This is a genomic window from Kluyvera genomosp. 1 (assembly GCF_001266615.1).
GTDB classification, from domain to species: Bacteria; Pseudomonadota; Gammaproteobacteria; order Enterobacterales; family Enterobacteriaceae; genus Kluyvera; species Kluyvera cryocrescens_A.
The window spans coordinates 133,977-157,663 of the sequence record NZ_LGHZ01000018.1 but is presented as its reverse complement, the minus strand read 5'-3'; the positions used below and the strand labels follow the sequence as shown (position 1 = coordinate 157,663).

The following is a 23,687-nucleotide window of genomic DNA, read 5'->3' as shown; positions in this document are numbered from 1 at the left end:
TGCCGAACGGTTCCCTCTCCCCATCGGGGAGAGGGCTAGGGTGAGGGGGTATTCTGTTACTTAAACCCCACCACCGGATGTACCTGATACGGTGCTTCCATCGCTGAGATCTGCTCTGGCGTCAGCGTCAGATCAACTGCGTTTAACAGCTCCTCTAACTGATCCTCACGCGATGCGCCGATAATCGGCGCTGCCACTCCGGGTTTACTCAACAACCATGCCAGCGCTGTTTGCGCGCGGCTGGCTTCCACTTCTTCGGCTACCCGCTCCAATTCCCCGGCAATTTGTTCGTCGTTCTCTTCCGTGGTGCTGTAGAGCGTCTGGCCAAACTCATCAGAGACCAGACGCGCGGTGGTTTCCCCCCATGGACGGGTCAGACGGCCGCGCGCCAGTGGGCTCCATGGGATCACCGCCACGCCTTCTTCCACGCACAGCGGCAGCATATCGCGCTCTTCTTCCCGATAAATCAGATTGTAGTGATCCTGCATGGTCACAAACGGCGCCCAGCCGTTGGCTTTTTGCAGCGCCAGCGCATGGGCAAACTGGCGGGCATGCATTGAAGAGGCGCCGATAAAGCGGGCTTTGCCCGATTTTACCACCTCGTCCAGCGCTTCCAGCGTCTCTTCAATGGGCGTGCGGTAATCCCAGCGATGAATTTGTAGCAGATCGACGTGGTCCATGCCAAGGCGGCGCAGGCTGTCGTCAATTGAGCGTAAAATCTGCGCGCGTGAAAGCCCTTCTTCTAAATCGCCCACCTGGTGGTAGACCTTGGTGGCGACTACGACTTCGTCACGGCGAGCGAAATCGCGCAGTGCCCTGCCGACGATCTCTTCGCTGCTGCCATCGGAATAGCTGTTGGCGGTGTCAAAAAAGTTGATGCCGCCTTCGAGTGCGCGCTGAATGATGGGTCGGCTACTGTCTTCCGGTAGCGTCCAGGCGTGTTTACCCCGATCTGGTTCGCCGAAGGTCATACAGCCCAGGCAAAGGCGGGAAACCCGAAGGTCGGTTTGTCCTAAGAGATGGTATTGCATGATTCAGCTCCTGCTCGCGGGTTAGGGGTTTACCTTTAAGCATAGCAGGAGCGATAGGGGGGATTATGCCAACCAGGCCGCGATCTTCGCTTCGATGCCTGCTGCGTCGAGGCCAATATCGGCACGCGCTTCTTCCTGCGTCCCTTGTGGGATGAAGAAATCAGGCAGGCCAAGATTCAGCACGGGTACTGGTTTACGATGCGCCATCAGGACTTCGTTCACCCCGCTGCCCGCACCGCCCATAATGGCGTTTTCTTCAAGCGTGACCAGAGATTCGTGACGCGCAGCCATCTCGAGGATCAGTGACTCATCCAGTGGTTTCACAAAGCGCATATCGACTAGCGTAGCGTTAAGTTTTTCGGCAACGACTTCGGCTTCCGCCAGCAGCGTACCAAAGTTGAGAATCGCCAGTTTTTCGCCTTCACGTTTCACCACCCCTTTGCCCAACGGCAGTTTAGCCAATGGCTCAAGCGTAGCGCCCGTGCCACAACCGCGTGGATAGCGTACCGCGCTCGGGCCATCGCTGTAATGGTAGCCGGTGTACAGCATCTGGCGACACTCGTTTTCATCGCTCGGGGTCATGATGACCATTTCCGGGATGCAGCGCAGGTAGGAGATATCGAACGCCCCCTGATGCGTCTGCCCGTCGGCACCCACGATGCCCGCGCGGTCGATAGCAAACAGCACCGGCAGCTTCTGGATGGCAACGTCGTGGATCACCTGGTCGTAGGCGCGCTGGAGGAAGGTAGAATAAATCGCGACAATCGGCTTATAGCCGCCAATAGCCAGACCCGCGGCGAAAGTCACCGCATGTTGTTCGGCAATGGCGACATCAAAATACTGGTCAGGATATTTTTTGGAGAACTCGACCATGCCGGAGCCTTCACGCATGGCTGGGGTGACCGCCATCAGCTTGGCATCTTTGGCGGCAGTCTCACACAGCCAGTCGCCGAAGATTTTTGAATACGACGGCAGGCCGCCGCTACTTTTCGGCAGCTTACCACTGGTGTGGTCGAATTTAGGCACCGCGTGGAAGGTGATCGGATCTTTCTCGGCGGGCTCATAGCCACGGCCTTTTTTGGTCATGATATGCAGGAATTGCGGGCCTTTCAGGTCGCGCATGTTCTTGAGCGTATTGACCAGCCCAACCACGTCATGGCCATCCACCGGCCCGATGTAGTTAAAGCCCAACTCTTCGAACAGTGTCCCCGGCACGACCATGCCTTTGATGTGTTCTTCCGTGCGTTTGAGCAGCTCTTTAATCGGCGGTACGCCGGAGAAGACTTTCTTACCGCCTTCACGCAGGGAGGAGTAAAGCTTGCCGGAAAGCAGCTGCGCCAGATGGTTATTGAGCGCGCCGACGTTTTCCGAGATCGACATTTCGTTGTCGTTCAGTACCACCAGCATATCGGGCTTGATATCGCCGGCATGGTTCATCGCTTCAAACGCCATGCCCGCGGTAATCGCGCCGTCGCCAATCACGCAGACGGTGCGACGCTGTTTGTTCTCTTTTTCTGCCGCCACGGCAATGCCAATGCCCGCTGAAATCGACGTCGAGGAGTGTCCGACGCTCAGCACGTCATACTCGCTTTCGCCGCGCCACGGGAACGGGTGTAGGCCCCCTTTCTGACGAATCGTGCCAATTTTGTCGCGGCGTCCGGTCAGAATTTTATGCGGATAGGCCTGGTGACCGACGTCCCAGATGAGCTGGTCGAACGGCGTGTTGTAGACATAATGCAGCGCCACGGTGAGTTCCACCGTGCCAAGCCCGGAGGCAAAGTGTCCGCTGGAACGGCTCACGCTGTCGAGCAGGTAACGACGTAGCTCGTCACATAGCTTCGGCAGGCTCTCTTTTGGCAACAGGCGTAATTCCTGGGTGGAATCGACCAGTGCCAGGGTCGGGTATTTGGCAATATCAAAACTCATCGGAGACTCATTTATTGTTTATTTGTCGCGCAGGATGATGTAGTTCGCTAGCGCTTCCAGTGCTGTGATATCCAGTGACTGCGCGGCCAGCTCGTTTAACGACTGGCGGGCATCGGCAATAAGGTCACTGGCTTTTGTCCGGGCTTGCTCAAGACCCAGTAATGCAGGATAGGTGCTCTTCCCGAGCTGCTGATCGGCACCCTGGCGCTTTCCGAGGGTCGCAGTATCGCCCACCACATCCAGAATGTCATCCTGAACCTGGAACGCCAGGCCGATGCTTTCAGCGTACTTATCCAGCAAAGGTAGCGCATGTCGCCCTTGTTCACCGGCGCTCAGCGCACCCAGACGAACGGCGGCACGAATCAGCGCCCCGGTTTTATGCCGGTGGATGCGCTCCAGTATTTCCAGATTAACCTGTTGTCCTTCAGCTTCCAGATCCAACGCCTGTCCACCGCACATACCGGCGACACCGCTGGCCGTCGCCAGTTCTGACAGCATCGCCAGGCGATCGCGGTCGGAGACTTCTTGCATCGGCGCATCACTGAGTATAGAAAACGCCAGCGTTTGCAGCGCGTCACCGGCCAGAATTGCGCTCGCCTCGCCAAATTTGATGTGGCAGGTCGGCTGACCGCGGCGCAGATCGTCGTCGTCCATCGCCGGTAGGTCGTCATGCATCAGCGAATAGGCGTGAATACACTCAACGGCAGCGGCCGGCGCATCTAGCGTTGCGGTGCTGACGCCGAACATTTTGCCGGTGGCGTACACCAGGAACGGTCGCAGGCGTTTACCACCTAATAGTGCGCCATACTCCATGGCCTCAACCAGAGGAGTGTTCTGAAACGGCAGCGGAGCGATAAAACGGCGCAGCGCGTCGTTTGCCTGTTCTACGCAGGCATTGAGCTGTTGCGAGAAATCCATTTTATTCGGCGTCCGGGGTGAAAGGCGTTAAAGGTGCGTCTTCGTTATCGGCCAGCAGGATCTGCACGCGCTGTTCAGCTTGCTGCAGTTTTGTCTGCCCCTGACGTGCCAGCTGCACGCCACGTTCAAATTCGTTGAGCGCCTCTTCCAGCGGCAGGGAGCCACTCTCAAGACGATTAACAATCTGCTCCAGCTCGGTTAATGCGGTTTCAAAACTGGCCGGGGCTTCATTTTTCTTTGGCATAGTGAATTTTTGGCTCTTGTTATGTCGCGACTGCGTCTATGGTAACGGAGTCTGGTCGTGAAGCAAATAACACGCAATGGTAAGCGGGATGATGGTATACTCCGCGTCCTGGACGCAGGCTCCCTCGGTAACAACGGCGCGCTGCGATACATCTTTTTGCCTAAAGCCCCGTCGGGCTTGCCAACGAACCATTGCCGCCATGAAGTTTATCATTAAATTGTTCCCGGAAATCACCATCAAAAGCCAAACTGTGCGTTTGCGCTTTATTAAAATTTTAACCGGTAACATTCGTAACGTTCTTAAAAATCACGATGAAACGCTCGCTGTCGTTCGTCACTGGGATCACATCGAAGTGCGTTCCAAAGATGAAGACAAACGTCTGATCCTGCGCGATGCGTTGACGCGTATCCCTGGTATTCACCATATTCTGGAAGTGGAAGACGTTCCGTTTACCTCGCTGCACAATATCTTTGAGCAGACGCTGCCGCTGTGGCGCGAAGCGCTGGAAGGCAAATCCTTCTGCGTGCGCGTAAAACGTCGCGGTAAGCATGAGTTCACTTCTATTGAAGTGGAACGTTACGTTGGCGGCGGTCTGAACCAACACATCGAAACGGCGCGCGTGAAGCTGACCAATCCGGATGTGACCGTTAACCTGGAAATCGAAAACGACCGTTTACTGCTGGTGAAAGGGCGCTACGAAGGTATTGGCGGTTTCCCTATCGGTACCCAGGAAGACGTGCTGTCGCTGATCTCCGGTGGTTTCGACTCCGGCGTTTCCAGCTATATGCTGATGCGTCGCGGTTGCCGTGTGCACTACTGCTTCTTCAACCTCGGCGGCGCGGCCCATGAAATTGGCGTGCGTCAGGTTGCCCACTATCTGTGGAACCGCTTCGGCAGCTCCCACCGCGTGCGTTTCGTGGCGATCAACTTCGAGCCTGTGGTTGGCGAAATCCTTGAGAAAGTTGAAGATGGCCAGATGGGCGTGGTGCTCAAGCGTATGATGGTTCGCGCGGCATCCCAGGTGGCTGAACGCTACGGCGTGCAGGCGCTGGTCACCGGTGAAGCGCTGGGCCAGGTCTCCAGCCAGACGCTGACCAACCTGCGTCTTATCGACAATGTTTCCGATACCCTGATTCTGCGTCCGCTGATCTCGCACGATAAAGAGCACATTATCGATCTGGCACGTGAAATCGGCACCGAAGATTTTGCCCGTACCATGCCGGAATACTGCGGTGTTATTTCGAAAAGCCCAACCATCAAAGCGGTGAAGGCGAAAATCGAAGCCGAAGAAGCTAACTTTGATTTCAGCATTCTGGATAAAGTGGTTGCCGAAGCGAACAATGTCGACATTCGCGATATCGCCCAGCAGACTCAGCAAGAAGTGGTGGAAGTGGAAACCGTGAGCGGTTTCGCTGAAAACGACGTGATTCTGGATATCCGTTCGGTAGACGAACAAGACGACAAGCCGCTGAAAGTGGAAGGCGTGGAAGTGGCGTCGCTGCCGTTCTACAAACTGAGCACCAAGTTTGGCGATCTCGACCAGAGCAAAACCTATCTGCTGTGGTGTGAGCGCGGGGTGATGAGCCGTCTGCAGGCGCTGTATCTGCGCGAGCAGGGCTTCGTCAACGTGAAGGTTTACCGTCCGTAAGCGTGAATCCTCATAATAAAAAAACCGGTTATGCCGTAACACAGTTAACTTAAGCAAAGCGATTAGGGGAAACGCCGGGATTTGGTTCCCGGAGGGACGCCAAACCCGGTGGTCGCCCCGGGTATCTCAATCTTAAAATAACGGTGTTAGGCTATACCGGTTTTTTATTGCCTGTCGGCGAAGAACTACGCTTCGTAGTGGTTATAAATACCTGCCGCCATCACCAGCTGTGTAGAAATTTCATAGGCTTTTTCACGCCCGACCAGCAGGTCGACAATCTTCAGACCGAAATCGATAGCCGTCCCCGGCCCCTGACTGGTGAGCAGATTAACACGCGGGTCCCAGACGACGCGCTTATCCTGCCACTGACCCTCTGGAATCTGATCTTTCAGCGCTGGGAAGCCGGTCATATTGCCAATCGGGAAGAGATCGTGCGGGACCAGTACGGTGGCGGCTGCCGCACAAATGGCGGCAACAATGCGCCCGGAGAGGTGAAATTGCCTTACCGTCTCGACCAGCAGCGTGCTGTCGCGGAAGCACTCCGCGCCCTTAATGCCGCCCGGCAGGATGATGATATCGAAATCACCGTCGGCAACTTCAACCAATGGGGCATCGGCCAGCAGCTTAACGCCGCGCGAGCAGGTAATGGTCAGGTTGCCATCGCTCGCGACGCTGGCGGTAGTGACCTGAATGCCGCCACGCACTAATAAATCAATCGTGGTGACCGCTTCCATCTCTTCACTACCAGGAGCGAGGCAAATCAGTGCCGACGCGCTCATATTCACTCTCCTTACGTTTAACCAGTTCATACAGGCGGGTATTTTCCGGCACTGGAATGCCGTGCGCCCGCGCGCGTTTCAACAGAAAACCGGTGATATAGTCGATTTCCGTATGCCGAAGTGCGCGGATGTCCTGCAGCATGGAAGAGATATTTTCCGCTGTCAGTTCAATCACCTGGTTAACATAAAATAACAGACTTTCCGGTGAGGTATGAAATCCTTCCCGCGTCATGGTCATTGCCACTTCTTCGCAGATGCGCGCAATCTGTTCCGGATGAGCGCGTAACTCGCCGTTCTTACAGTCCATTAGCGCGGTGAGTGGGTTGATGACACAGTTGACGGCAAGCTTGCGCCACATGGCGGAATGAATGCTGTCGTGCCAGGCGACGTCCGGCAACACGTCCTGCAGCGTTTCGGCAAGTTGACTGTAATCTTCGTCATAGTGTTTGCCGGGGCCAATATGGGTCGTGCCGTTGGCCACATGAATAATCACGCTGCCATCGCGGCGCGCGGCCTGGGTTGTGGCACCAAGCAGAATGGGTTGCTTGAGATCGTTAAGTTCGTTGAGGGTGCCCATGCCGTTGTGAATCAGCAGGATTGGTGTGGTCTCCGGCAGGCGGGATGCCAGGCTTCGTACCGCGTCGGACACTTGCCAGGCTTTCAAGGTGACAAGCAGCAGATCGCTTTGCGCCAGGAAGTCGGGGTCGTTGGCGATGAGCGACTGGTTAAAAATGGTGCCGTCCAGCTCTAACAAATTGACGCTACAGTAGGGCTGAGGTACGCGTAACCAGCCTTGTACTTCAAATCCTTTTTTGTGGAGCGCCGTCATCCATAGCTGACCCAGCGCACCACATCCCAATACCGTAATTTTCAAACATCCTCCTGACCGTCCACTGACCACACCAGATGCAATGGGTGTGTCATACTTCACGCTGACTATGATGCCAGTAGTGTGAGTATAGCGCTATCAACTCGGCTTCCGGGGATAACAAGTTGAGTTATGCCGCGTTGCAGGTATTATGCAACGCAAAAGAAACTAAGGGAGGGGAAAAGATGCCATCTTTCGATATTGTCTCTGAAGTCGATCTTCAGGAAGCACGCAACGCGGTTGATAACGCGAGCCGTGAAGTTGAGTCTCGTTTTGACTTTCGTGGCGTTGAAGCCACTTTTGAATTAAACGAAGCGAATAAGACGATTAAGGTGCTGAGCGAATCTGACTTCCAGGTCAATCAGCTGCTGGATATTCTGCGCGCCAAGCTGCTTAAACGCGGTATTGAAGGGACGTCACTGGATGTGCCGGAAGATTTCGTCCACAGCGGAAAAACCTGGTTCGTTGAAGCCAAGTTGAAGCAGGGGATCGAGAGCGCGGTTCAGAAGAAGATCGTGAAGCTGATCAAAGACAGCAAGCTGAAAGTACAAACGCAGATTCAGGGTGAAGAACTTCGTGTGACCGGTAAGGCGCGCGACGATCTGCAGGCCGCGATGGCGCTGGTACGCGGCGGCGATCTCGGCCAGCCGTTCCAGTTCAAAAACTTCCGCGACTAATCGCGTAAGCACAGCCCGCACGATCGTGCGGGCTGTTCTGTTTACTGAGCGGCAATCGCCTGCTCGACCTCAAAGCGGTTGGTCACTTTGCTGTCAATTTTCACGTAAGCCGAGTGCTCTTCAGCGACCACCAACACTTCTTTGACGCCATTCGTTGCCAGCAGGCGCTCACGCAGCGCATCATCGGCGGTGATATCTTTGGGAATTTCTACGCGCAGGCTGCTAACGTACTGCGGTTCCTGCATGGTCATTGAGACCAGTAGCCAGACGGTGGCTAACAGCGCCCCGGCGAGAAAGACCGTTTGCGAATCAAACAGACCGTCAACCCAACCGCCCAGCGAACCGCCAATGGCCACGCCCAGGAACTGGCTGGTGGAGTAAATACCCATCGCCGTCCCTTTGTAACCCGCTGGGGACTCTTTACTGATAAGTGAAGGCAGCAGTGCTTCCATCAGGTTGAACGCGAGGAAGAAAATCTGTACGCCAATAACCAGCTCCCAGAAGGAGTTACCGGAACCCCACAGCACAATTTCCGCAATCAGCAGCAGAGAAATGCACAGCACGAAGACGCGCTTCATACGGCGTTTCACTTCGGCATAGATAATAAACGGCACCACCGAGATGAACGACACCAGCATCGTCACCAGATAAATTTTCCAGTGCTCGGGTGCCGGGAAACCGGCGGCCTCCAGTTGGCCCGGCAGGGCGACGAAGGTCGACATTAGCAAAATATGCAGGCACATAATGCCGAAGTTGAGCTTCAGCAGCCTTGGCTCCATCAGCACTTTGCTAAAGCAGCCTTTCACCATCCCGGATTCGCGGTTGAGCACGTGGTTTTTGCTGTCTGGCACCACCAGAATGGTCAGCAAAATCCCGAGCGTCGCCAGCCCGGCAATCATCCAGAACAGCGCATGGAGCCCTAGTTTGTGGGTGATGATTGGGCCCAGCACCATCGCGATAGCAAAGGTGACGCCGAAGCTAACACCGATAAACGCCATCGCCTTGGTGCGGTTTTGTTCGCGGGTGAGATCGGAAAGCAGCGCCATCACCGCCGCGGCAATGGCCCCGGAGCCTTGCAGCGCGCGGCCGAGAATAATGCCCCAGATTGAATCCGACATGGCGGCAATCACGCTGCCCAGCACGAAAATCGCCAGCCCGCCGATAATTAATGGCTTGCGGCCAATGCGGTCAGAGACCAACCCGAAAGGAATTTGAAACACCGCCTGCGCCAGGCCGTAAATACCAATAGCCAGGCCAATCAGCGCTTCGCTAGCGCCCTGTAATGCCATGCCATATGTGGTCAGAACCGGCAGAACCATAAACATGCCGAGCATACGCAAAGAAAATACGGTTCCTAAACCCCAGGTGGCGCGCAACTCACCGGGCGTCATTTTGTAATCGTTCATTCCCACCTCAAGATAAAAGCTGGGGGTAGTGTAGTGCGGGGAGCGGGCAGGGTAAACAGACGCTTAATTAACAAATATTACATTATTGAATCATTTGTGCGGAATCGAGACAGAAACCCGTAGCCCAATGGTGAGAATGCCACCGGGCTACGGGAGCGTTTACGCGGCGTTAGGTGCCATCAGGCGAATTTTGTCGATCACTTCGAGTGAGCGTAACGCATCGGCGGCATCAATAATAGGCGCGGCCTCACCGGTAATCACCTGCAGGAAATGGCGCAGTTGCAGAATAAACGGGTCGATCGGCTCAACAGCCAGTGTTTCCTGCAACAGAGGAGCGTGCCAGCCGCTTTGCTCGCCGTAGCGCCACCATCGCATTTGCGGAATGGCCAGCGCCCCTTTGCTGCCGGAAATCAAATAGCAGTTCTCCGGCGTGTGGGCGTAGATGACGTTCTCCGCCGAGTTCATCTCCCAGCTCCACGGGCTGACACCGCAGTCGCTTAGCACCGCGCTGCCCAATGCGCCGCAGGCAAAGCGTAGATTCACCACCGCGCTGTCTTCGTTAGCAAAACCGCGGGTCGCGTTGGAGGTCATTGCCTGCACCTCTTCAATTTCACCCAACAGGTAGCGTAAAAGATCGATGTCATGCACCAGGTTGACCAGCAGCGGCCCAGCACCCGGCTCACGACGCCAGGCGACATCAAAGTAGTCGTCGGGCTTTTGCAGCATCCAATGTGCAGATACCGCCACAATCTTGCCCAGATCTCCGTTCTCAATTAGCGCTTTTGCCGCGGCGGTCAGCGCGTTATGTCGCCGGTGATGGCCGACCAACACCGGCACGCCGTGTTTTTGTGCGGCTAAAACCAGTTCCTGCGCGCGTTTCGGTGACTCGGCCACGGGCTTCTCTACCAGCACCGGGATCCCCCGTTCGATACAGGCGATGGCGCAGGGAACGTGCAGCGTATTCGGCGTGGCGTTAATCACCCCCTGCGGCTTTTCGTGTTCCAGCATGGTCTCCACGTCGCCATACCACGTCACGCCTAATGATGTTGCTAACGCCTCGGCCTGCGGAGATGGGTCGGCAATGGCCACCAGTTCCGCCTGTGGCACCTGACTGATCACCTCAATATGTTTACGCCCGATGGCACCGGCGCCAATAACGGCAAGACGAATACGACTCATGATGGGCTCCTCAGCGATGCGGTGATGGCGGGTTTATTCTCGACGGGGCCAGCGGCCCAGTAGCTTTTAGCGGCCAGACCGAGGACGGTTAACGCCGCCGGGATCCCCAGAATCAGGAATACCGATCTGAAATCGAGCCCCATTGCCAGCATTTCGGCACCGGCAAAGGCGCTCAGAATCGCCCCGATACGGCCAACGCCGTGCATCCAGCTGGAGCCGGTGGCGCGCGCTTGGGTAGGATAGAACCGGGCCGATAGCGCGTTCATTCCGGTATTCGCGCCGTTCAGGCAGGCACCGCTGATAAAGGCCAGCGAACACAGCAGTGGGAAATTCACCCCGGCGTAGCCAATGGCCATGGTGAACACACCACCCACGGCAAAAATAATCCCTAGCGCCCGGTGCGGGTTGATCTTATCCATCAGCCAGCCGGCAAACAGCGACCCGACGGTACCGCCTGCCTGATACAGTGCAGTCATGATGGCGGCCTGGCTGACCGTCAGGCCAATCTCTTTCACCAACGTTGGCAGCCAGCTGCCGAGGATATAGACCAGAAACAGCCCCATAAAATAGACCAGCCACAGCATCAGCGAACCGAACAGATAATCGCGCGACAGCACAATACGCATGGCGCTGCTTTTAATCGGCTGCTGCGGCAGGATAAAGCTGACGTTCTCGCTCACCTGGCCGGGATAAAAACGCTGCAAAATGGCGTGAATACGGGCGACAGGCGCCTGTTTTATCACCAGAAAACGCGCCGATTCCGGCAGCTTCCAGATAAGAAGTGGTGCAAACAACAGCGGCAGAACCCCACCCAGCGCCATCAGTGAATGCCAGCCGAACTGAGGGATCAGCCACGAAGCGGCAAATCCACCAATCGCAGCACCGAAGGTAAATCCGCAGAAAATCACGGTGATAATAAATGAGCGCTGGCGTTCCGGCGCATACTCCGAGACCAACGTGCTCATATTCGGCATGGCGGCGCCAAGGCCCAGGCCAGTCATAAAGCGGAAAAAGATCATCTGTTCGATGTTCTGCGAAAAGGCGGTGGCAATGGTCCAGAAGCCAAAGAAAAAGACGCTATTAATGATGATTTTTTTGCGCCCCAGCCAGTCGGCGAGCGGCCCGGAGAAGAGGGCACCGAGGGCGAGGCCAATCAGCGCCGTGCTGATGACAAAGCCGAGCTCATGGTTGCTGACGCCCCATTCTTGCTTCAGCGTGGGGGCGATGAACCCCATAATGGCGATATCGAATCCGTCGAGCGCAATCACGCAGAAACCCAGGAAAATAACCAGTTTCTGGTAACGGCTGAGCGGGTTGGAGTTTATGAGTTCTCTGACATCCAGGCGTTGAGTCTGTGACATAGCGAGCTCCTGTTTACAGGAAGGATTGTGCAGCGTTAAACAGCAGCTGGGCGCGTTGTTGGGCTGGCAGTGCTCCTTGAGCACCGGCCAGCGGCACTTCCACCGAGATCGGTAGCGTGGCGGGCAGTGCGGCCATCAAGCCGCGCAAATCCAGCCCGCCTTCACCCGGAACCTGACGCGCGCAGCGGGCCTGGTAGATAAGCTCTTGTGTATCGGTGGGAATTAACGCCGGGGCATCACACAGCTGCATATAGTTGAGCTGTTGCGGGGTCAGAGCCTTCAGGGCGTCCAGAGATTCCCCTGCACGCCAAAAATGGATCGCGTCGACCAGAATACCAACGTTGCTTTGGCCGCTGGCATCGATCAGCGTCTGAGCATCAGCGATAGTGCGAATCTGGGTCCAGGGCATGGGTTCCAGATTCATGGTCAGGCCGTAGGTTTCTCCCGCCTGTGCCAGTCGAGCCAGATTATCCGCACTACGTCGCAGGTCGCTGTCATTCCCGGCCACCAGCACCTGCTGTGCTTCCAGGCGGGCGGCGGTTTCGAAGAAGGGCTGTAGCGCATCAAGGCTGAAGTCCGGCGTTAAACGCACGATCTCAACGTCGGAGACGTGAATACCGGTATCGCGCAGGGCTGCGAGTGTATCACGCACCCTCGGCGTATCGCCGAGCATGTCGTAGTTCGGGTCGTCAGGGGTTGCGGGCAGTAGCCGAAGGCCCACGTGGCTGTAACCCGTATGGGCAGCGATGCGGACCTGCTCGGGCGGTGGAACGTCGAGCATAGTGAGTGCGGCAAGGGACAGTGAACGCATATTCATAAAGACTCCAGTACAGTTGCAGGTAAGGTTTTTGTTATGTTTGGCGCCTTCCGTTGGCAAAAATGCGTAGGTGTTTTTAGTTCTTTAGCGCGGCGGACAGGTTTTTTCCCACCAGATAACCAAAGGTCATGGCAGGGCCGAGCGTGATGCCGCCGCTGGGGTAGTACCCCTGCATCACGCTCGACATATCGTTACCCACGGCAAAGAGGCCGGGGATGGGCTGCTGCTCGGCGTTTAATACACGCGCTTGTTCATCGGTTTTCAGGCCGCTAAAGGAGCCGAGCGAACCGGGTAGGATGCGCACGGCGTAATACGGTGCCCGTTCTAATGCTCCCAGCGTCGGATTGGGCTGATGGCGAGCATCGCCCTGGGCGCAGTTGTAGGCAGACGCCCCGCGTTGAAAGTCATCATCGCGTCCCTGATGGGCGAAACTATTGAAACGTGCAACCGTTTCGCCAAGTGCGGTGCGGTCAATGCCGCATTTTTCCGCCAGCGCCTCAAGCGTTGGTGCGCTTTGCAAATAGCCGGTACGCAACCAGGCTTCGACCGGAAACGGCGTCGGGCGCGCATGCCCCAGGCCATAACGATGCAATGCGCGGCTGTCAGCGATAAGCCAGGCCTGTGGCTGTTCGCCATCCGGCGTGGCATCAATCAGCGCTGCGATAAAGTCGTGATACGAATCGGCTTCATTAACGAAACGCCTGCCGTTTGGGCGTACCGCGAGAAATCCCGGTTTGGCCCTTTCCACCAAATGTGGGAAAGCGAGCGGTAAGCCGCTGGCGGATGAGACGCGTGAAACCGGTGCCCAGGCCATGGGGTTTTTCAGCGTCGTATCAAACTGCCCGCCGACGGTTTCGCCTAGACGAATGCCGTCACCCTGGTTGCTCGGTGGTGCCGCAGAAAAGTGACCGTAGCCCTGACTGGCGTGTGGAACGTGTTGCGCCAGGCGCTGTTTATCGTGCGGGAAGCCGCCGCAGGCCAACACGACGGCCTGCGCATTGACCTGAATCTGGCCCTCATCGCTGGCAAGGATTGCGCCCGTGATGCTGTTTTCATCCTTCAGCAGTCGTGACACTGGGGCATTAAGCTGGAAACGGACGCCGGCATCGAGGGCGGAACGCAGCAGGCGAGCCATCAGCGCATTGCCGTTGACCAGGTGGCGACCACGCCCGTAACGCAAACGCTGCCAGCCATGACGCATCAAGCGGCGGGCGGCATACAGCGCCGAACGCGGTGAACGGGTGGCGTTAAAAAAGTGCGCCATATCCGCGCCCCCGGCGATCCCCATGCCAGCCAGACTGATGGTTTCCAATGGCGGGCGCAGGCGATGGAGCCAATTCCCTAGCCCTCTGGCATCATAGGGTTGAGCCGTCACCGAGCGTCCACCGGTGGCAAAACCGTGGCTGTTGTGAAAGTCCGGCATTTTGCTGCCGGAGAGAAACTGGACCGCCGTGTTCCGGCGGAAAAAGTCCACCATCTCTGGGCCGTAGCGTAAGAAAGTGCGCAGGCGTGCGTCGGCAGGAAGCCCACCCATTTCCGCCTGCAAATAGGCCAGCGGTGCGGCGTCGTCTTCAATAATCCCTTCCTCGCGGGCGAGGGGGTTTTGCGGGATCCACAGCCAACCACCGGACCAGGCACTGGTGCCGCCGATAACGGCCTCTTTTTCGGCAACCAGCACTCGTGCGCCATGCAGCGCAGCGGTGACGGCGGTCGCCAGCCCCGCGGCCCCGGAGCCCACTACCAGCAGATCCACCTCGACATGCCTGCTCATCGTCTTATTCCTTATTGCAGCGGCGAGAAATCGGTCGGGCGCATCAGTACCGACTCCAGACGTTCTACCGCCGCCAGCTCGCGGTTTTTGCGAGAGAAGGTCAGCCAGCGCTCGTCCTGCGCCATGCGACCCCGACGCACCAGACGGTCATCGAGACTTTCATAGGCCCAGATATGCACGACCTGATTCACTACGCCTATCTCGGTAAAGAAAAAGCCAATCAGCTTGCCCAGGTGCTCAGTCTGCACCGCGTAAGCATCGCTTTTATACAGCGCCAGCCAGTCGGCCATTTTCAGTGGATTGATGGTGTAAGTGCGTTTTTCATAAATCATGCTGTTTCTCCAGAAGTGAGTGGGGATTGTTGAGCCATATGTACGGCGGCCAGGTAGCCAAAAGTCAGCGCAGGGCCGAGGGTGATGCCGGGGCCGGGATAGGTGCCAGCCATGACTGAATCCATATCGTTGCCGACCGCGTACAGTCCGCAGATAGGTGTGCCTTGCTGATTCACTACCTGCGCATCGGCGGTGGTGACCAGTCCGCGTGAAGTGCCTAAATCGCCGGTAAAAACTTTGACGGCGTAAAAAGGTGCCGCGATGAGCGGGGCGTTACAGGCATTAGGCTGGTGGGCGGCATCACCCATTGCACGGTTGTAGCTGTTACCGCCTTTGTTGAATTGGCTGTCGTGGCCTTCCTGCGCATCGCGGTTATAGCGAGAGACGGTTTGCTCTAGCTCTTGTGGTTCAATACCGAGCTGTTGTGCGAGTTCCCGAAGGCTTTGTGCTTTAAACAGATAGCCTGCGCTTACCAGCGCATCGTTGTTCACCGGTGATGGGCGCGCCAGCCCCAAACCGTAGCTCTTCATCGCCTGCGCATCGCAGAGTAAAAAGCAGGGGGCGTTTTCCGCCTGCTGCTGCATGGCGCTGGCAAAATGGTGATAGGAGTTGGATTCATTGACGAAGCGTACGCCGCGCTGATTGACGGCGATGACGCCAGGTTTGGCGCGGTCGGTCACCAGATGCGGGAAGCGCTCTTCACTACCGTCTGGGTGACGCAGTACGGAAACGGGTGCCCAGAAAAAGTTGGAGGGAAGGTCAGCGCCCTGTTGGGCATCCACGCTCACTCCAAGCTGGAGCGCCGCGCCATCGTTGGTTGCGGGTGACATGGTGTAATGCTGCTGAGTAGCCGGACGGAACTGTGGGGCGATGCGCCCGGCGGCAAAACCACCCGCCGCCAGCACCACACCGTGGCGAGCGTGCAGCGTTGAGGATTGACCATCTCGTTCAATTTCAACGCCGGTCACCCGGCCGTTGTGCTCGATGAGCGACTTCACCGTGACGTTAAGCTGTAATTCCAGACCTTTACGCAGCGCCAGCGTGGCCATGCGGGCAATCAGGGCATTGCCCATCGCCAGCCGGGTACCACGGTGGTGGCGCAGACGGTCGCGACCGTAACGTAGCAGGAGCTTGCCGCAGTGGCGCAAAGAGGTCCATGAGCGGCGCATATCGAGGAAATGCTGGATATCGACACGGTTAACCATCATGCCGCCAAACAGCAGCATGCCCGGTGGCGGCGCGCGCAGGGTACGGAAATGCTCACCCAGCTCACGCCCGTCGTATTCCACCACTTCCAGTGCACGGCCAACGTCGACCGCGCCGGGTTCATACGGGTAATAATCCGGTGATAGTGGACGCAGGCTGTACTTTACCGCACCTTCCTGCTCTAAAAAGGCCAGCGCTTCGCGCCCGGCTTGCACAAACGCATCCACCAGTTCCGGCCGGTAATTAGCCTCACCAATGATGGTGCGCAGGTAAGTTTTCATCTCTTCGGGCGAGCCGCTTTTACCAAGCTTACGCGCCTGATCGGTGTCGTTTATCCAAACCGCACCGCCAGAAATTGCCGAGGTGCCGCCAAAGTGTGGGGCTTTCTCCAGCATCAGCACGGATAACCCCTTGCAGCAGGCGGTGACGGCGGCGGCAAAACCCGCCGCGCCGCTGCCGATGACAATCACATCCCAGCTTTTCATGCGCTAGCCTCTTGCGGTTGTGGGATTGCGCCGATGAATTCGCCCATCAAATGCATCTGCGCCAGCGCCATTTCAGGACCGGTTTGGGTACGGCATCCGCGTTGGCGAGCAAATGTCAGCAGTGGGGTGATGACCGGGGCCGTTACCACATCGGCAACGTGAGTTTTGCTGTTTAGCGTTTCAAGGAGCTCCGGTGACAGCGGCAGTGAATCAAAACCCGCCATACCGGCCGGAGAACCGTTGACCAGCAGATCGAATTCGGCCAGCGATGCGGGCAGCGCTGTCACATGCACGGTCGGGAAGTGGGTTGCCAGACGGTTTTCCAGTCGTTGACGGCTAGCATCGTCGCGGTCGTAGAGCGCCAGCGTGTGGATCCCCGCTTCGCATAGACCCCAGGCGATGGCGCTACCGACGCCGCCGCAGCCGGAGAGCAGGGCGCGCTTGCCTGCGGCTTCGAAGCCATGTGCCTCGGCGGCACGCTGGAATCCGACGCCGTCCAGCATGTCGCCTTCTAAACGCCCGTCAGGCAGCTTGCGCACGCAGTTCACGGCATTCAGATGGCGGGCGCGCGGCGTCAGGGTATCAAGCAGCCCGGCTACGCGTTGTTTATGCGGAACGGTAACCAAAATACCGCTCATGTTGTCCCAGCCGCGCAGCGCTTTCAGGTAATCGGCAACCGCCTCTGGCGCGATATCCACCGGAATCATCACCTTGTCCATGCTTTGGCTGGCGAAGTATTGGTTAAAGTTTTCTGGTGATTTCACCTGAGTAATAGGGTGCCCGATAACGGCGACGATCTGAGTAAATCCGCTAACCATTTCTCACCTCAATTGTTAACTAACTGTTGCCTGAGTATTTCAATGGAAGCGGTGAGCGACAACGCAGAATTCGGACAGGTTGGTTGTTAATCGCACCGACAGTGCGATAATCGCAGTAATCGACCCTTCATGTTGCAAAAGTGTGAACGACTATGCAAAACGAGATTCATCAGCGCGATCTGATCGTTGGGCTGCAAAAGGGGCTGGCGCTGATCCAGCTTTTCTCGAAGGCGAATCCCCGCTTAACCGTGCCGCAGGCGGCGAAAATGAGTGGTTTAACGCAAAGCGCCGCTCGCCGTTTTTTCCTGACGTTGGTACACGATGGCTATCTGGATACCGATGGGCGCTACTATTGGCTGACAGCTAAAAACCTGCGTCTCGGGCAGGCTTACGTGGATTCGGCGCAGTTCCCGCGAATGGTGAGGCCGATTGTCGAGTATGTGGCTAGCCGCGCCGAAGAGCATGCCTCGGTTGGGGTGATTGATGATAACGAACTGGTGTATATCGCCCGTAGCAAGCACACACCGTTTAACTCGACCTCGGTGCGTCTAGGGGAGCGGGTACCAATACACTGTACTGCCGGTGGGCGGCTGTGGCTGGCATCGCTACCGGGGGCGGAGTGTGAAGCGGTATTGCAACGGGTGACTCGCGAGCAGAGAACACCCTATACGGTGACCGATATTGCGACGTTGATGGAACGGATTGCGCAGGTGCGTCGGCAAGGATATGCCACCATCGAGCAGGAGTTTGAAATTGGTATGCTGGTGGTCGCGGTGCCGCTGGCGGACAGGGAAGGGCTGTACTGGGGAGCGCTGAGTCTGACCAGCCATCAATCGCGAACCTCGCTGGAGGCGATGTGTCGCGATCATCTGGATTTACTTTACAGCGCACAGGCGATGCTGGTGGCGTAATCCAGACAATAAAAAACCCGCCGGAGCGGGTTTTTTTACACCGAGAAAATCTTACCAGACGTAGGTCAGCAGGTTCTGTGAGTTCGGCACCATGAAGTCGACGGACATCATCACGGAGAGCGCGGTAATGGCGATGATAGAGAAACCGAACAGCTTGCGCGCCCAGACTTTATCATCTTCCACTTTGTAACCACGCAGCGCCATGCCCAACCACCAGACGCTGACCGCAGCGGCAACCACCAGGTATTTATACCCAGCGTAACCGCCCAGCGAGAGCATCAGGGTGGCAACGGCAAAGGCCACGATGTACAGCGTGATGTGGTTTTTCGCCACGGAGATGCCTTTCACCACCGGCAGTACCGGAATGTTCGCTGCCTGATAATCCTTGAAGCGGAAAATCGCGATAGCGTAGGAGTGAGGCATCTGCCACAGGCTGAAAATAGCCAGCAGAATCAACGCGCCGCTGTCGAAGTCGCCGGTTACAGCGCAGTAGCCAATCACCGGCGGCGCAGCGCCGGAGAGAGAGCCAATCAGCGTGCCATAAACGGAGTGGCGCTTCATGTACAGGCTGTAAACGCCGACATAAACCACGAACCCCATTACCCCCAGCCAGCAGGCGAGGGGATTGGCGCCGAACCACAGCAGCATGAAGCCAGCGAGACCCAGCAAGGTGGCGTAGACCAGCGACGTTTTTGGCGCAATCAATCCCTTAACCAGCACTCGGTTCTTCGTACGTTCCATCTTACGGTCGATGTCACGATCGATGTAGTTGTTGAAAACACAACCCGAGGCGACCACCAGAGACACGCCGATCAGCGTCCAGGCGAACAGCGGGTAATCGATGTGGCCTTTGGAGGCCAGCAGGAAACCGCCGATCACGGAGATCAGGTTGCCAAAAATGATGCCAGGCTTCGTAACTTGCAGGTATCGCTTAAACATACTCGCCGCTCTTAGTGAACCATCATGTTGTAGTTCAGGTTCCACATAATCCAGATTGAACCGACTACCACGATGGCAATGATTATCACGGTAAAGACAAATGCGGTCAGGTTCCAGCCTTCGTCAGACTTGCTGTTCATATGCAGGAAGTACACCAGGTGTACCAGAATCTGCACAACAGCGGTGACCAGAATGGTCCCCAGAATTACCGCATGCGACGCGCTGCCCGTCATCACCATCCAGAACGGAATGACCGTCAGGATGATAGACAGGATAAATCCTGTCATGTAGGACTTCACGCTGCCATGGGAAGCGCCGCTGTGATCGTTAGAATGACTCATTACATTGCCCCCATCAGGTAAACAACGGAGAACACACAGATCCATACCACGTCCAGGAAGTGCCAGAACAGGCTCAGGCACAGGATACGGGTACGGTTAGTGCTGGTCAGGCCGCGACGGGATACCTGCACCATCAGCACCGCCATCCAGATAAGACCGGAAGTCACGTGCAGACCGTGGGTACCTACCAGTGCGAAGAACGCTGACAGGAAGCCGCTGCGATCCGGGCCCATACCTTCAACAATCAGGTGATGGAATTCATAGATTTCCATCGCGATGAACCCTGCCCCGAAGAGGAAGGTCAGCGCCAGCCAGGAAACGACCTGGCTCTTGTTGTTTTTGTACATGGCGATAGCCGCCATGCCGTAGGTGATGGAGCTGAACAGCAGCAGTGCGGTTTCAACCAGAACGAACGGCAGTTCGAAGATATCTTTACCGGTCGGGCCGCCCGCGGTGCCGTTCACCAGAACGGCATAGGTGGCGAACAGACTGGCGAAGATAATGCAGTCGCTCATCAGGTAGATCCAGAAGCCGAAGATCTTCATCGGCCCTGTATCGTGATGCCCATGTTCATGCGCGTGGGCGTTATGCGCCAGAGTATCAGTTGCCATTTTTCAGCCCTGCCTTATGAATCTCATCGAAATGCTGATTTTCCAGTTTTTCGACTTCTGCAACCGGCACGTAGTAATCCACGTCCTCGTCAAAGCTCTTGATAATCCAGGTGATAACGATGCCTGCAAAGCTTGCAATCGCCAGCCACCAGATATGCCAGATCATGGCAAAGCCAAATACCGTTGCGAAGGCAGCAATCACGATGCCCGCGCCGCTGTTTTTCGGCATATGAATTTCTTCATACTGAGTTGGCTGTTTGTACGCTTCGCCTTTTTCTTTCATTTCCCAGAATGCATCGCGTTCGTGGATCTGCGGCACAATGGCAAAGTTATAGAATGGAGGCGGGGAAGAGGTTGCCCACTCCAGCGTACGGCCGCCCCACGGGTCACCGGTCAGATCGCGGTTTTGCTCGCGGTCACGGATGGACACGTAGAACTGAATCAGCTGGCAGAGAATACCGCAGGCAATCAGCGCTGCACCGCATGCTGCAACAACCAGCATTGGGTGGAACTGCGGGTCAATCTGCTGGCTCAGACGACGGGTCATACCCATGAAGCCCAGCACGTACAGCGGCATAAATGCCACGAAGAAGCCAATGATCCACAGCCAGAACGCGCGTTTACCCCAGGTTTCGTTCAGGGTAAAGCCGAAGGCTTTTGGCCACCAGTAAGTCAGACCTGCGAAGCAACCGAAGACCACGCCGCCGATGATGACGTTATGGAAGTGGGCAATCAGGAACAGACTGTTGTGCAGTACGAAGTCAGCACCAGGGACCGCCAGCAGAACGCCGGTCATACCGCCAACCGAGAAGGTCACGATAAAGCCGATGGTCCACAGCATCGCAGAGTTAAAGACGATGCGGCCTTGATACATGGTGAACAGCCAGTTGAAGATCTTCACCCCGGTAGGGATGGCGATAATCATCGTGGTAATACCGAAGAAGGCGTTGACGTTCGCGCCTGCACCCATAGTGAAGAAGTGGTGCAGCCAAACGATGAACGACAGAATGGTAATACACACGGTTGCCCACACCAGTGAGGTGTAGCCAAACAGGCGTTTACGCGAGAAGGTTGCCGCCACTTCGGAGAACACGCCGAAGACTGGCAGTACCAGAATGTACACTTCCGGGTGGCCCCATGCCCAAATCAGGTTGATGTACATCATCATGTTGCCGCCCATATCGTTGGTAAAGAAATGGGTGCCCAGATAGCGATCCAGGGTCAGCAGCGCGACGGTAACCGTCAGAATTGGGAAGGAAGCGATAATCAGGATGTTGGCGCACAGAGATGCCCAGGTAAATACTGGCATCTTGAACATCGTCATACCTGGTGCACGCATCTTGATGATGGTCACAAAGAAGTTAATACCGGTCAGGGTCGTACCGATACCGGAGAGCTGAAGCGCCCAAATCCAGTAATCAACGCCGACGCCCGGACTGTATTCAATTCCCGAGAGCGGTGGATACGCCAGCCAACCGGTCTGTGCGAACTCACCTACGCCCAGAGACAGGTTAACCAGGATGACGCCGACAACGGTGAACCAGAAGCTCAGGTTGTTCAGGAACGGGAATGCCACGTCGCGCGCACCGATCTGCAGTGGAACCACAAGGTTCATCAGACCGATAACGAACGGCATCGCTACGAAGAAGATCATGATAACGCCGTGGGCGGTAAAGATCTGGTCGTAGTGATGAGGCGGCAGGAAACCTGCGTCCCCGGCGGAGGCCAGCACCTGCTGGCTACGCATCATAACGGCATCAGCAAAGCCACGCAGCAGCATGACGATTGCGACGATGACATACATGATGCCGAGTCTTTTGTGGTCAACCGAAGTCAGCCACTCATTCCATAGGTAGGACCACTTACCGAAGTAAGTGATCAAGGCGAGTAACGCCAGACCACCGATGATAATGGCAGCAACCGTAACCATGACAATAGGCTCATGGAACGGCACTGCATCCAGTGTCAATTTTCCGAACATCGTTTTCTTCCTCGGCCCCTTAGTGAGCGGATTCCGCGTGGTTCATGTCCATGCCTTCCATACCTTCGTGCGATGCGTGTTCGCCTTCAGATTTGGACATGTCCATGCCCTTGCCGTGATCCATAAATTTGCTTGTCACTGCTTTAAACAAATCTGGTTTCACGCTGGAGAAGTACTCCACCTTGTTGTATTCGCTCGGTGCAGCCACTTTCTCGAATGCCGCCATGTCATCCATGGTGTTCGAAGATTGTTTCGCTTTAGCGACCCACTGATCGAATGTGGCACGATCCGGCGTAGCAATGGCTTTGAACTTCATACCAGAGAAGCCCGGGCCGCTATAACTGGCGGAGATACCGTCGTAGGTACCCGCTTCGTTAGCGATAAGATGCAGGTTGGTCTGCATACCGGCCATGGCGTAAATCTGGCTGCCCAGACGCGGGATAAAGAAGGAGTTCATCACGGAGTTGGAGGTCACTTTGAACTGCACCGGAACGTTCGCTGGGAAAGCGATTTCGTTAACGGTAGCAATGCCCTGCTCCGGGTAGATGAAGAACCATTTCCAGTCCATGGAAACTACTTCGATAGTGATAGGTTTCTCATCATGAACCAGCGGTTTGCTCGGTTCTAAGGAGTGTGTGGTTTTCCAGGTCAGTACGGCGAGGAAGATGATGATAAGAATTGGCACTGTCCAGACCACAGCTTCAACTTTGTTGGAGTGTGACCAGTTAGGGCTATACTTCGCATCTTTATTGCTCGCACGGTACTTCCAGGCGAAACCAACGGCCATTAAGACGGCCGGAATCACGACGATCATCATCAGGCCAAAAGCCGTCAGTATCAGCGAACGCTGCTCCAGTCCAATCTGTCCTTTGGGGTCAAGTAGTGCAGAATCACAGCCACTGAGTAATACAGTGCTGGCGATTAATGACAACCATCCCAAGTTTTTATTGTATTTCCTGAGTCTCATGTAACGACCTCAATTCCACGGGGTGTTGGTGGCGTTTAAAGTGTGGGGTCATTTTACGGGAAGGTTACATTACTGTAAACATCATTGGTGCTCTGTCAGTTATGTGTTACCGGGTTCTGCCGCGCCTGTCACAGATGTTGCCAAATATGTCTATTTTCCAGGCGGAAAGCCCATACGACGGGTGTTATAACGAAATGGGGAGGGATGTGGGGGTAAAAAGGGCAATTGGTATAACCATTGTCAAAAATATACAAATAATTAACAATTAATCATCAAATAATAGACAATTCAAAAACGAAAAATTAATTGCTCTGGTGCTGAATCGGTTAATGAAATAAAGCACGGCTGAGACGTTCCAATAATTTCCAGAATTCTAAAGCGCACAAAAGCACAAATATTTTTTTTATTTACGCTGCAGTCGTTATTATTACGTGTCGTGATTACAGCGTAGCGGTCATATTTTTTTCGTAC

22 protein-coding genes are annotated in these 23,687 nt (G+C 55.9%); 3 read left to right on the top strand and 19 right to left on the bottom strand.

The window, feature by feature from the left end:
* Nucleotides 1-56 precede the first annotated feature (56 nt).
* The 4 genes from KP80_RS12075 to xseB all read right to left on the bottom strand — a co-directional run bounded on the left by KP80_RS12075 (nt 57) and on the right by xseB (nt 4,119).
* Nucleotides 57-1,031 carry an aldo/keto reductase gene (locus tag KP80_RS12075; protein ID WP_052283883.1) on the bottom strand — a complete coding sequence of 325 codons (975 nt, stop codon included), beginning with the start codon at nt 1,029-1,031 and terminating at the stop codon, nt 57-59.
* A 63-nt stretch (nt 1,032-1,094) separates the two neighbouring features.
* Nucleotides 1,095-2,957 (bottom strand): 1-deoxy-D-xylulose-5-phosphate synthase, encoded by a 1,863-nt coding sequence (gene dxs, locus KP80_RS12070; RefSeq protein WP_052283882.1) that lies wholly within the window; start codon nt 2,955-2,957, stop codon nt 1,095-1,097.
* 18 nt (nt 2,958-2,975) lie between these two features.
* A complete protein-coding gene (gene ispA / locus KP80_RS12065; protein ID WP_052283881.1) occupies nt 2,976-3,875 on the bottom strand; it encodes a (2E,6E)-farnesyl diphosphate synthase in 900 nt (299 codons plus the stop codon).
* Nucleotide 3,876: 1 nt separating this feature from the next.
* The gene (xseB, locus tag KP80_RS12060; RefSeq protein ID WP_052283880.1) at nt 3,877-4,119 is read right to left on the bottom strand and encodes an exodeoxyribonuclease VII small subunit; all 243 of its coding nucleotides are present in this window, start codon (nt 4,117-4,119) and stop codon (nt 3,877-3,879) included.
* A 199-nt stretch (nt 4,120-4,318) separates the two neighbouring features.
* Here xseB and thiI point away from each other — a divergent pair, with 199 nt between their 5' ends.
* Nucleotides 4,319-5,767 carry a tRNA uracil 4-sulfurtransferase ThiI gene (gene thiI, locus KP80_RS12055; protein ID WP_052283879.1) on the top strand — a complete coding sequence of 483 codons (1,449 nt, stop codon included), beginning with the start codon at nt 4,319-4,321 and terminating at the stop codon, nt 5,765-5,767.
* Nucleotides 5,768-5,952: 185 nt separating this feature from the next.
* Here thiI and yajL read toward each other — a convergent pair whose 3' ends face one another.
* Both yajL and panE read right to left on the bottom strand, forming a co-directional pair.
* Nucleotides 5,953-6,546, bottom strand: coding sequence for a protein deglycase YajL (gene yajL / locus KP80_RS12050; protein ID WP_052283878.1), 594 nt, complete (start codon nt 6,544-6,546; stop codon nt 5,953-5,955).
* Nucleotides 6,509-7,420 carry a 2-dehydropantoate 2-reductase gene (panE, locus tag KP80_RS12045; protein ID WP_052283877.1) on the bottom strand — a complete coding sequence of 304 codons (912 nt, stop codon included), beginning with the start codon at nt 7,418-7,420 and terminating at the stop codon, nt 6,509-6,511. Before panE ends, yajL begins: the two co-directional genes overlap by 38 nt.
* Nucleotides 7,421-7,599: 179 nt before the next feature.
* Between panE and KP80_RS12040 the strand changes: the two genes are divergently transcribed.
* Nucleotides 7,600-8,091, top strand: a complete 492-nt coding sequence (locus KP80_RS12040) for a YajQ family cyclic di-GMP-binding protein (RefSeq protein WP_052283876.1) — start codon at nt 7,600-7,602, stop codon at nt 8,089-8,091.
* A 41-nt stretch (nt 8,092-8,132) separates the two neighbouring features.
* On the opposite strand, the gene KP80_RS12035 is transcribed toward KP80_RS12040, so the two are convergent.
* The 8 genes from KP80_RS12035 to KP80_RS12000 all read right to left on the bottom strand — a co-directional run bounded on the left by KP80_RS12035 (nt 8,133) and on the right by KP80_RS12000 (nt 17,466).
* On the bottom strand, nt 8,133-9,497 hold the full coding sequence (locus tag KP80_RS12035; protein WP_052283875.1) for an MFS transporter: 1,365 nt from the start codon (nt 9,495-9,497) through the stop codon (nt 8,133-8,135).
* A gap of 159 nt (nt 9,498-9,656) precedes the next feature.
* Nucleotides 9,657-10,676: a Gfo/Idh/MocA family protein gene (locus tag KP80_RS12030; protein ID WP_072129096.1), complete on the bottom strand. Its 1,020-nt coding sequence runs from the start codon at nt 10,674-10,676 to the stop codon at nt 9,657-9,659.
* Nucleotides 10,673-12,037, bottom strand: coding sequence for an MFS transporter (locus tag KP80_RS12025; protein WP_052283873.1), 1,365 nt, complete (start codon nt 12,035-12,037; stop codon nt 10,673-10,675). The genes KP80_RS12030 and KP80_RS12025 overlap by 4 nt, the downstream gene beginning before the upstream one ends.
* A 13-nt stretch (nt 12,038-12,050) precedes the next feature.
* Nucleotides 12,051-12,854 (bottom strand): sugar phosphate isomerase/epimerase family protein, encoded by an 804-nt coding sequence (locus KP80_RS12020; RefSeq protein WP_052283872.1) that lies wholly within the window; start codon nt 12,852-12,854, stop codon nt 12,051-12,053.
* A gap of 76 nt (nt 12,855-12,930) precedes the next feature.
* On the bottom strand, nt 12,931-14,625 hold the full coding sequence (locus KP80_RS12015) for an FAD-dependent oxidoreductase (RefSeq protein ID WP_052283871.1): 1,695 nt from the start codon (nt 14,623-14,625) through the stop codon (nt 12,931-12,933).
* A gap of 11 nt (nt 14,626-14,636) precedes the next feature.
* Nucleotides 14,637-14,957, bottom strand: coding sequence for an NIPSNAP family protein (locus KP80_RS12010; RefSeq protein ID WP_015965584.1), 321 nt, complete (start codon nt 14,955-14,957; stop codon nt 14,637-14,639).
* Nucleotides 14,954-16,648, bottom strand: coding sequence for an FAD-dependent oxidoreductase (locus tag KP80_RS12005; protein WP_052283870.1), 1,695 nt, complete (start codon nt 16,646-16,648; stop codon nt 14,954-14,956). Before KP80_RS12005 ends, KP80_RS12010 begins: the two co-directional genes overlap by 4 nt.
* Nucleotides 16,645-17,466, bottom strand: a complete 822-nt coding sequence (locus KP80_RS12000) for a shikimate dehydrogenase family protein (protein WP_052283869.1) — start codon at nt 17,464-17,466, stop codon at nt 16,645-16,647. The genes KP80_RS12005 and KP80_RS12000 overlap by 4 nt, the downstream gene beginning before the upstream one ends.
* Nucleotides 17,467-17,618: 152 nt before the next feature.
* Between KP80_RS12000 and KP80_RS11995 the strand changes: the two genes are divergently transcribed.
* Nucleotides 17,619-18,377, top strand: a complete 759-nt coding sequence (locus KP80_RS11995; RefSeq protein WP_052283868.1) for an IclR family transcriptional regulator domain-containing protein — start codon at nt 17,619-17,621, stop codon at nt 18,375-18,377.
* 51 nt (nt 18,378-18,428) lie between these two features.
* On the opposite strand, the gene cyoE is transcribed toward KP80_RS11995, so the two are convergent.
* From cyoE to cyoA, 5 genes are read right to left on the bottom strand one after another with little or no spacing between them, the layout of a single operon-like run.
* Nucleotides 18,429-19,316 carry a heme o synthase gene (cyoE, locus tag KP80_RS11990; RefSeq protein WP_052283867.1) on the bottom strand — a complete coding sequence of 296 codons (888 nt, stop codon included), beginning with the start codon at nt 19,314-19,316 and terminating at the stop codon, nt 18,429-18,431.
* Nucleotides 19,317-19,327: 11 nt separating this feature from the next.
* On the bottom strand, nt 19,328-19,657 hold the full coding sequence (locus KP80_RS11985) for a cytochrome o ubiquinol oxidase subunit IV (protein WP_052283866.1): 330 nt from the start codon (nt 19,655-19,657) through the stop codon (nt 19,328-19,330).
* Nucleotides 19,657-20,268 (bottom strand): cytochrome o ubiquinol oxidase subunit III, encoded by a 612-nt coding sequence (locus KP80_RS11980; protein ID WP_052283865.1) that lies wholly within the window; start codon nt 20,266-20,268, stop codon nt 19,657-19,659. The genes KP80_RS11985 and KP80_RS11980 overlap by 1 nt, the downstream gene beginning before the upstream one ends.
* Nucleotides 20,258-22,249 (bottom strand): cytochrome o ubiquinol oxidase subunit I, encoded by a 1,992-nt coding sequence (cyoB, locus tag KP80_RS11975; protein WP_052283864.1) that lies wholly within the window; start codon nt 22,247-22,249, stop codon nt 20,258-20,260. Before cyoB ends, KP80_RS11980 begins: the two co-directional genes overlap by 11 nt.
* Nucleotides 22,250-22,268: 19 nt before the next feature.
* The gene (gene cyoA, locus KP80_RS11970; protein ID WP_052283863.1) at nt 22,269-23,216 is read right to left on the bottom strand and encodes a cytochrome o ubiquinol oxidase subunit II; all 948 of its coding nucleotides are present in this window, start codon (nt 23,214-23,216) and stop codon (nt 22,269-22,271) included.
* Nucleotides 23,217-23,687: the final 471 nt, after the last annotated feature.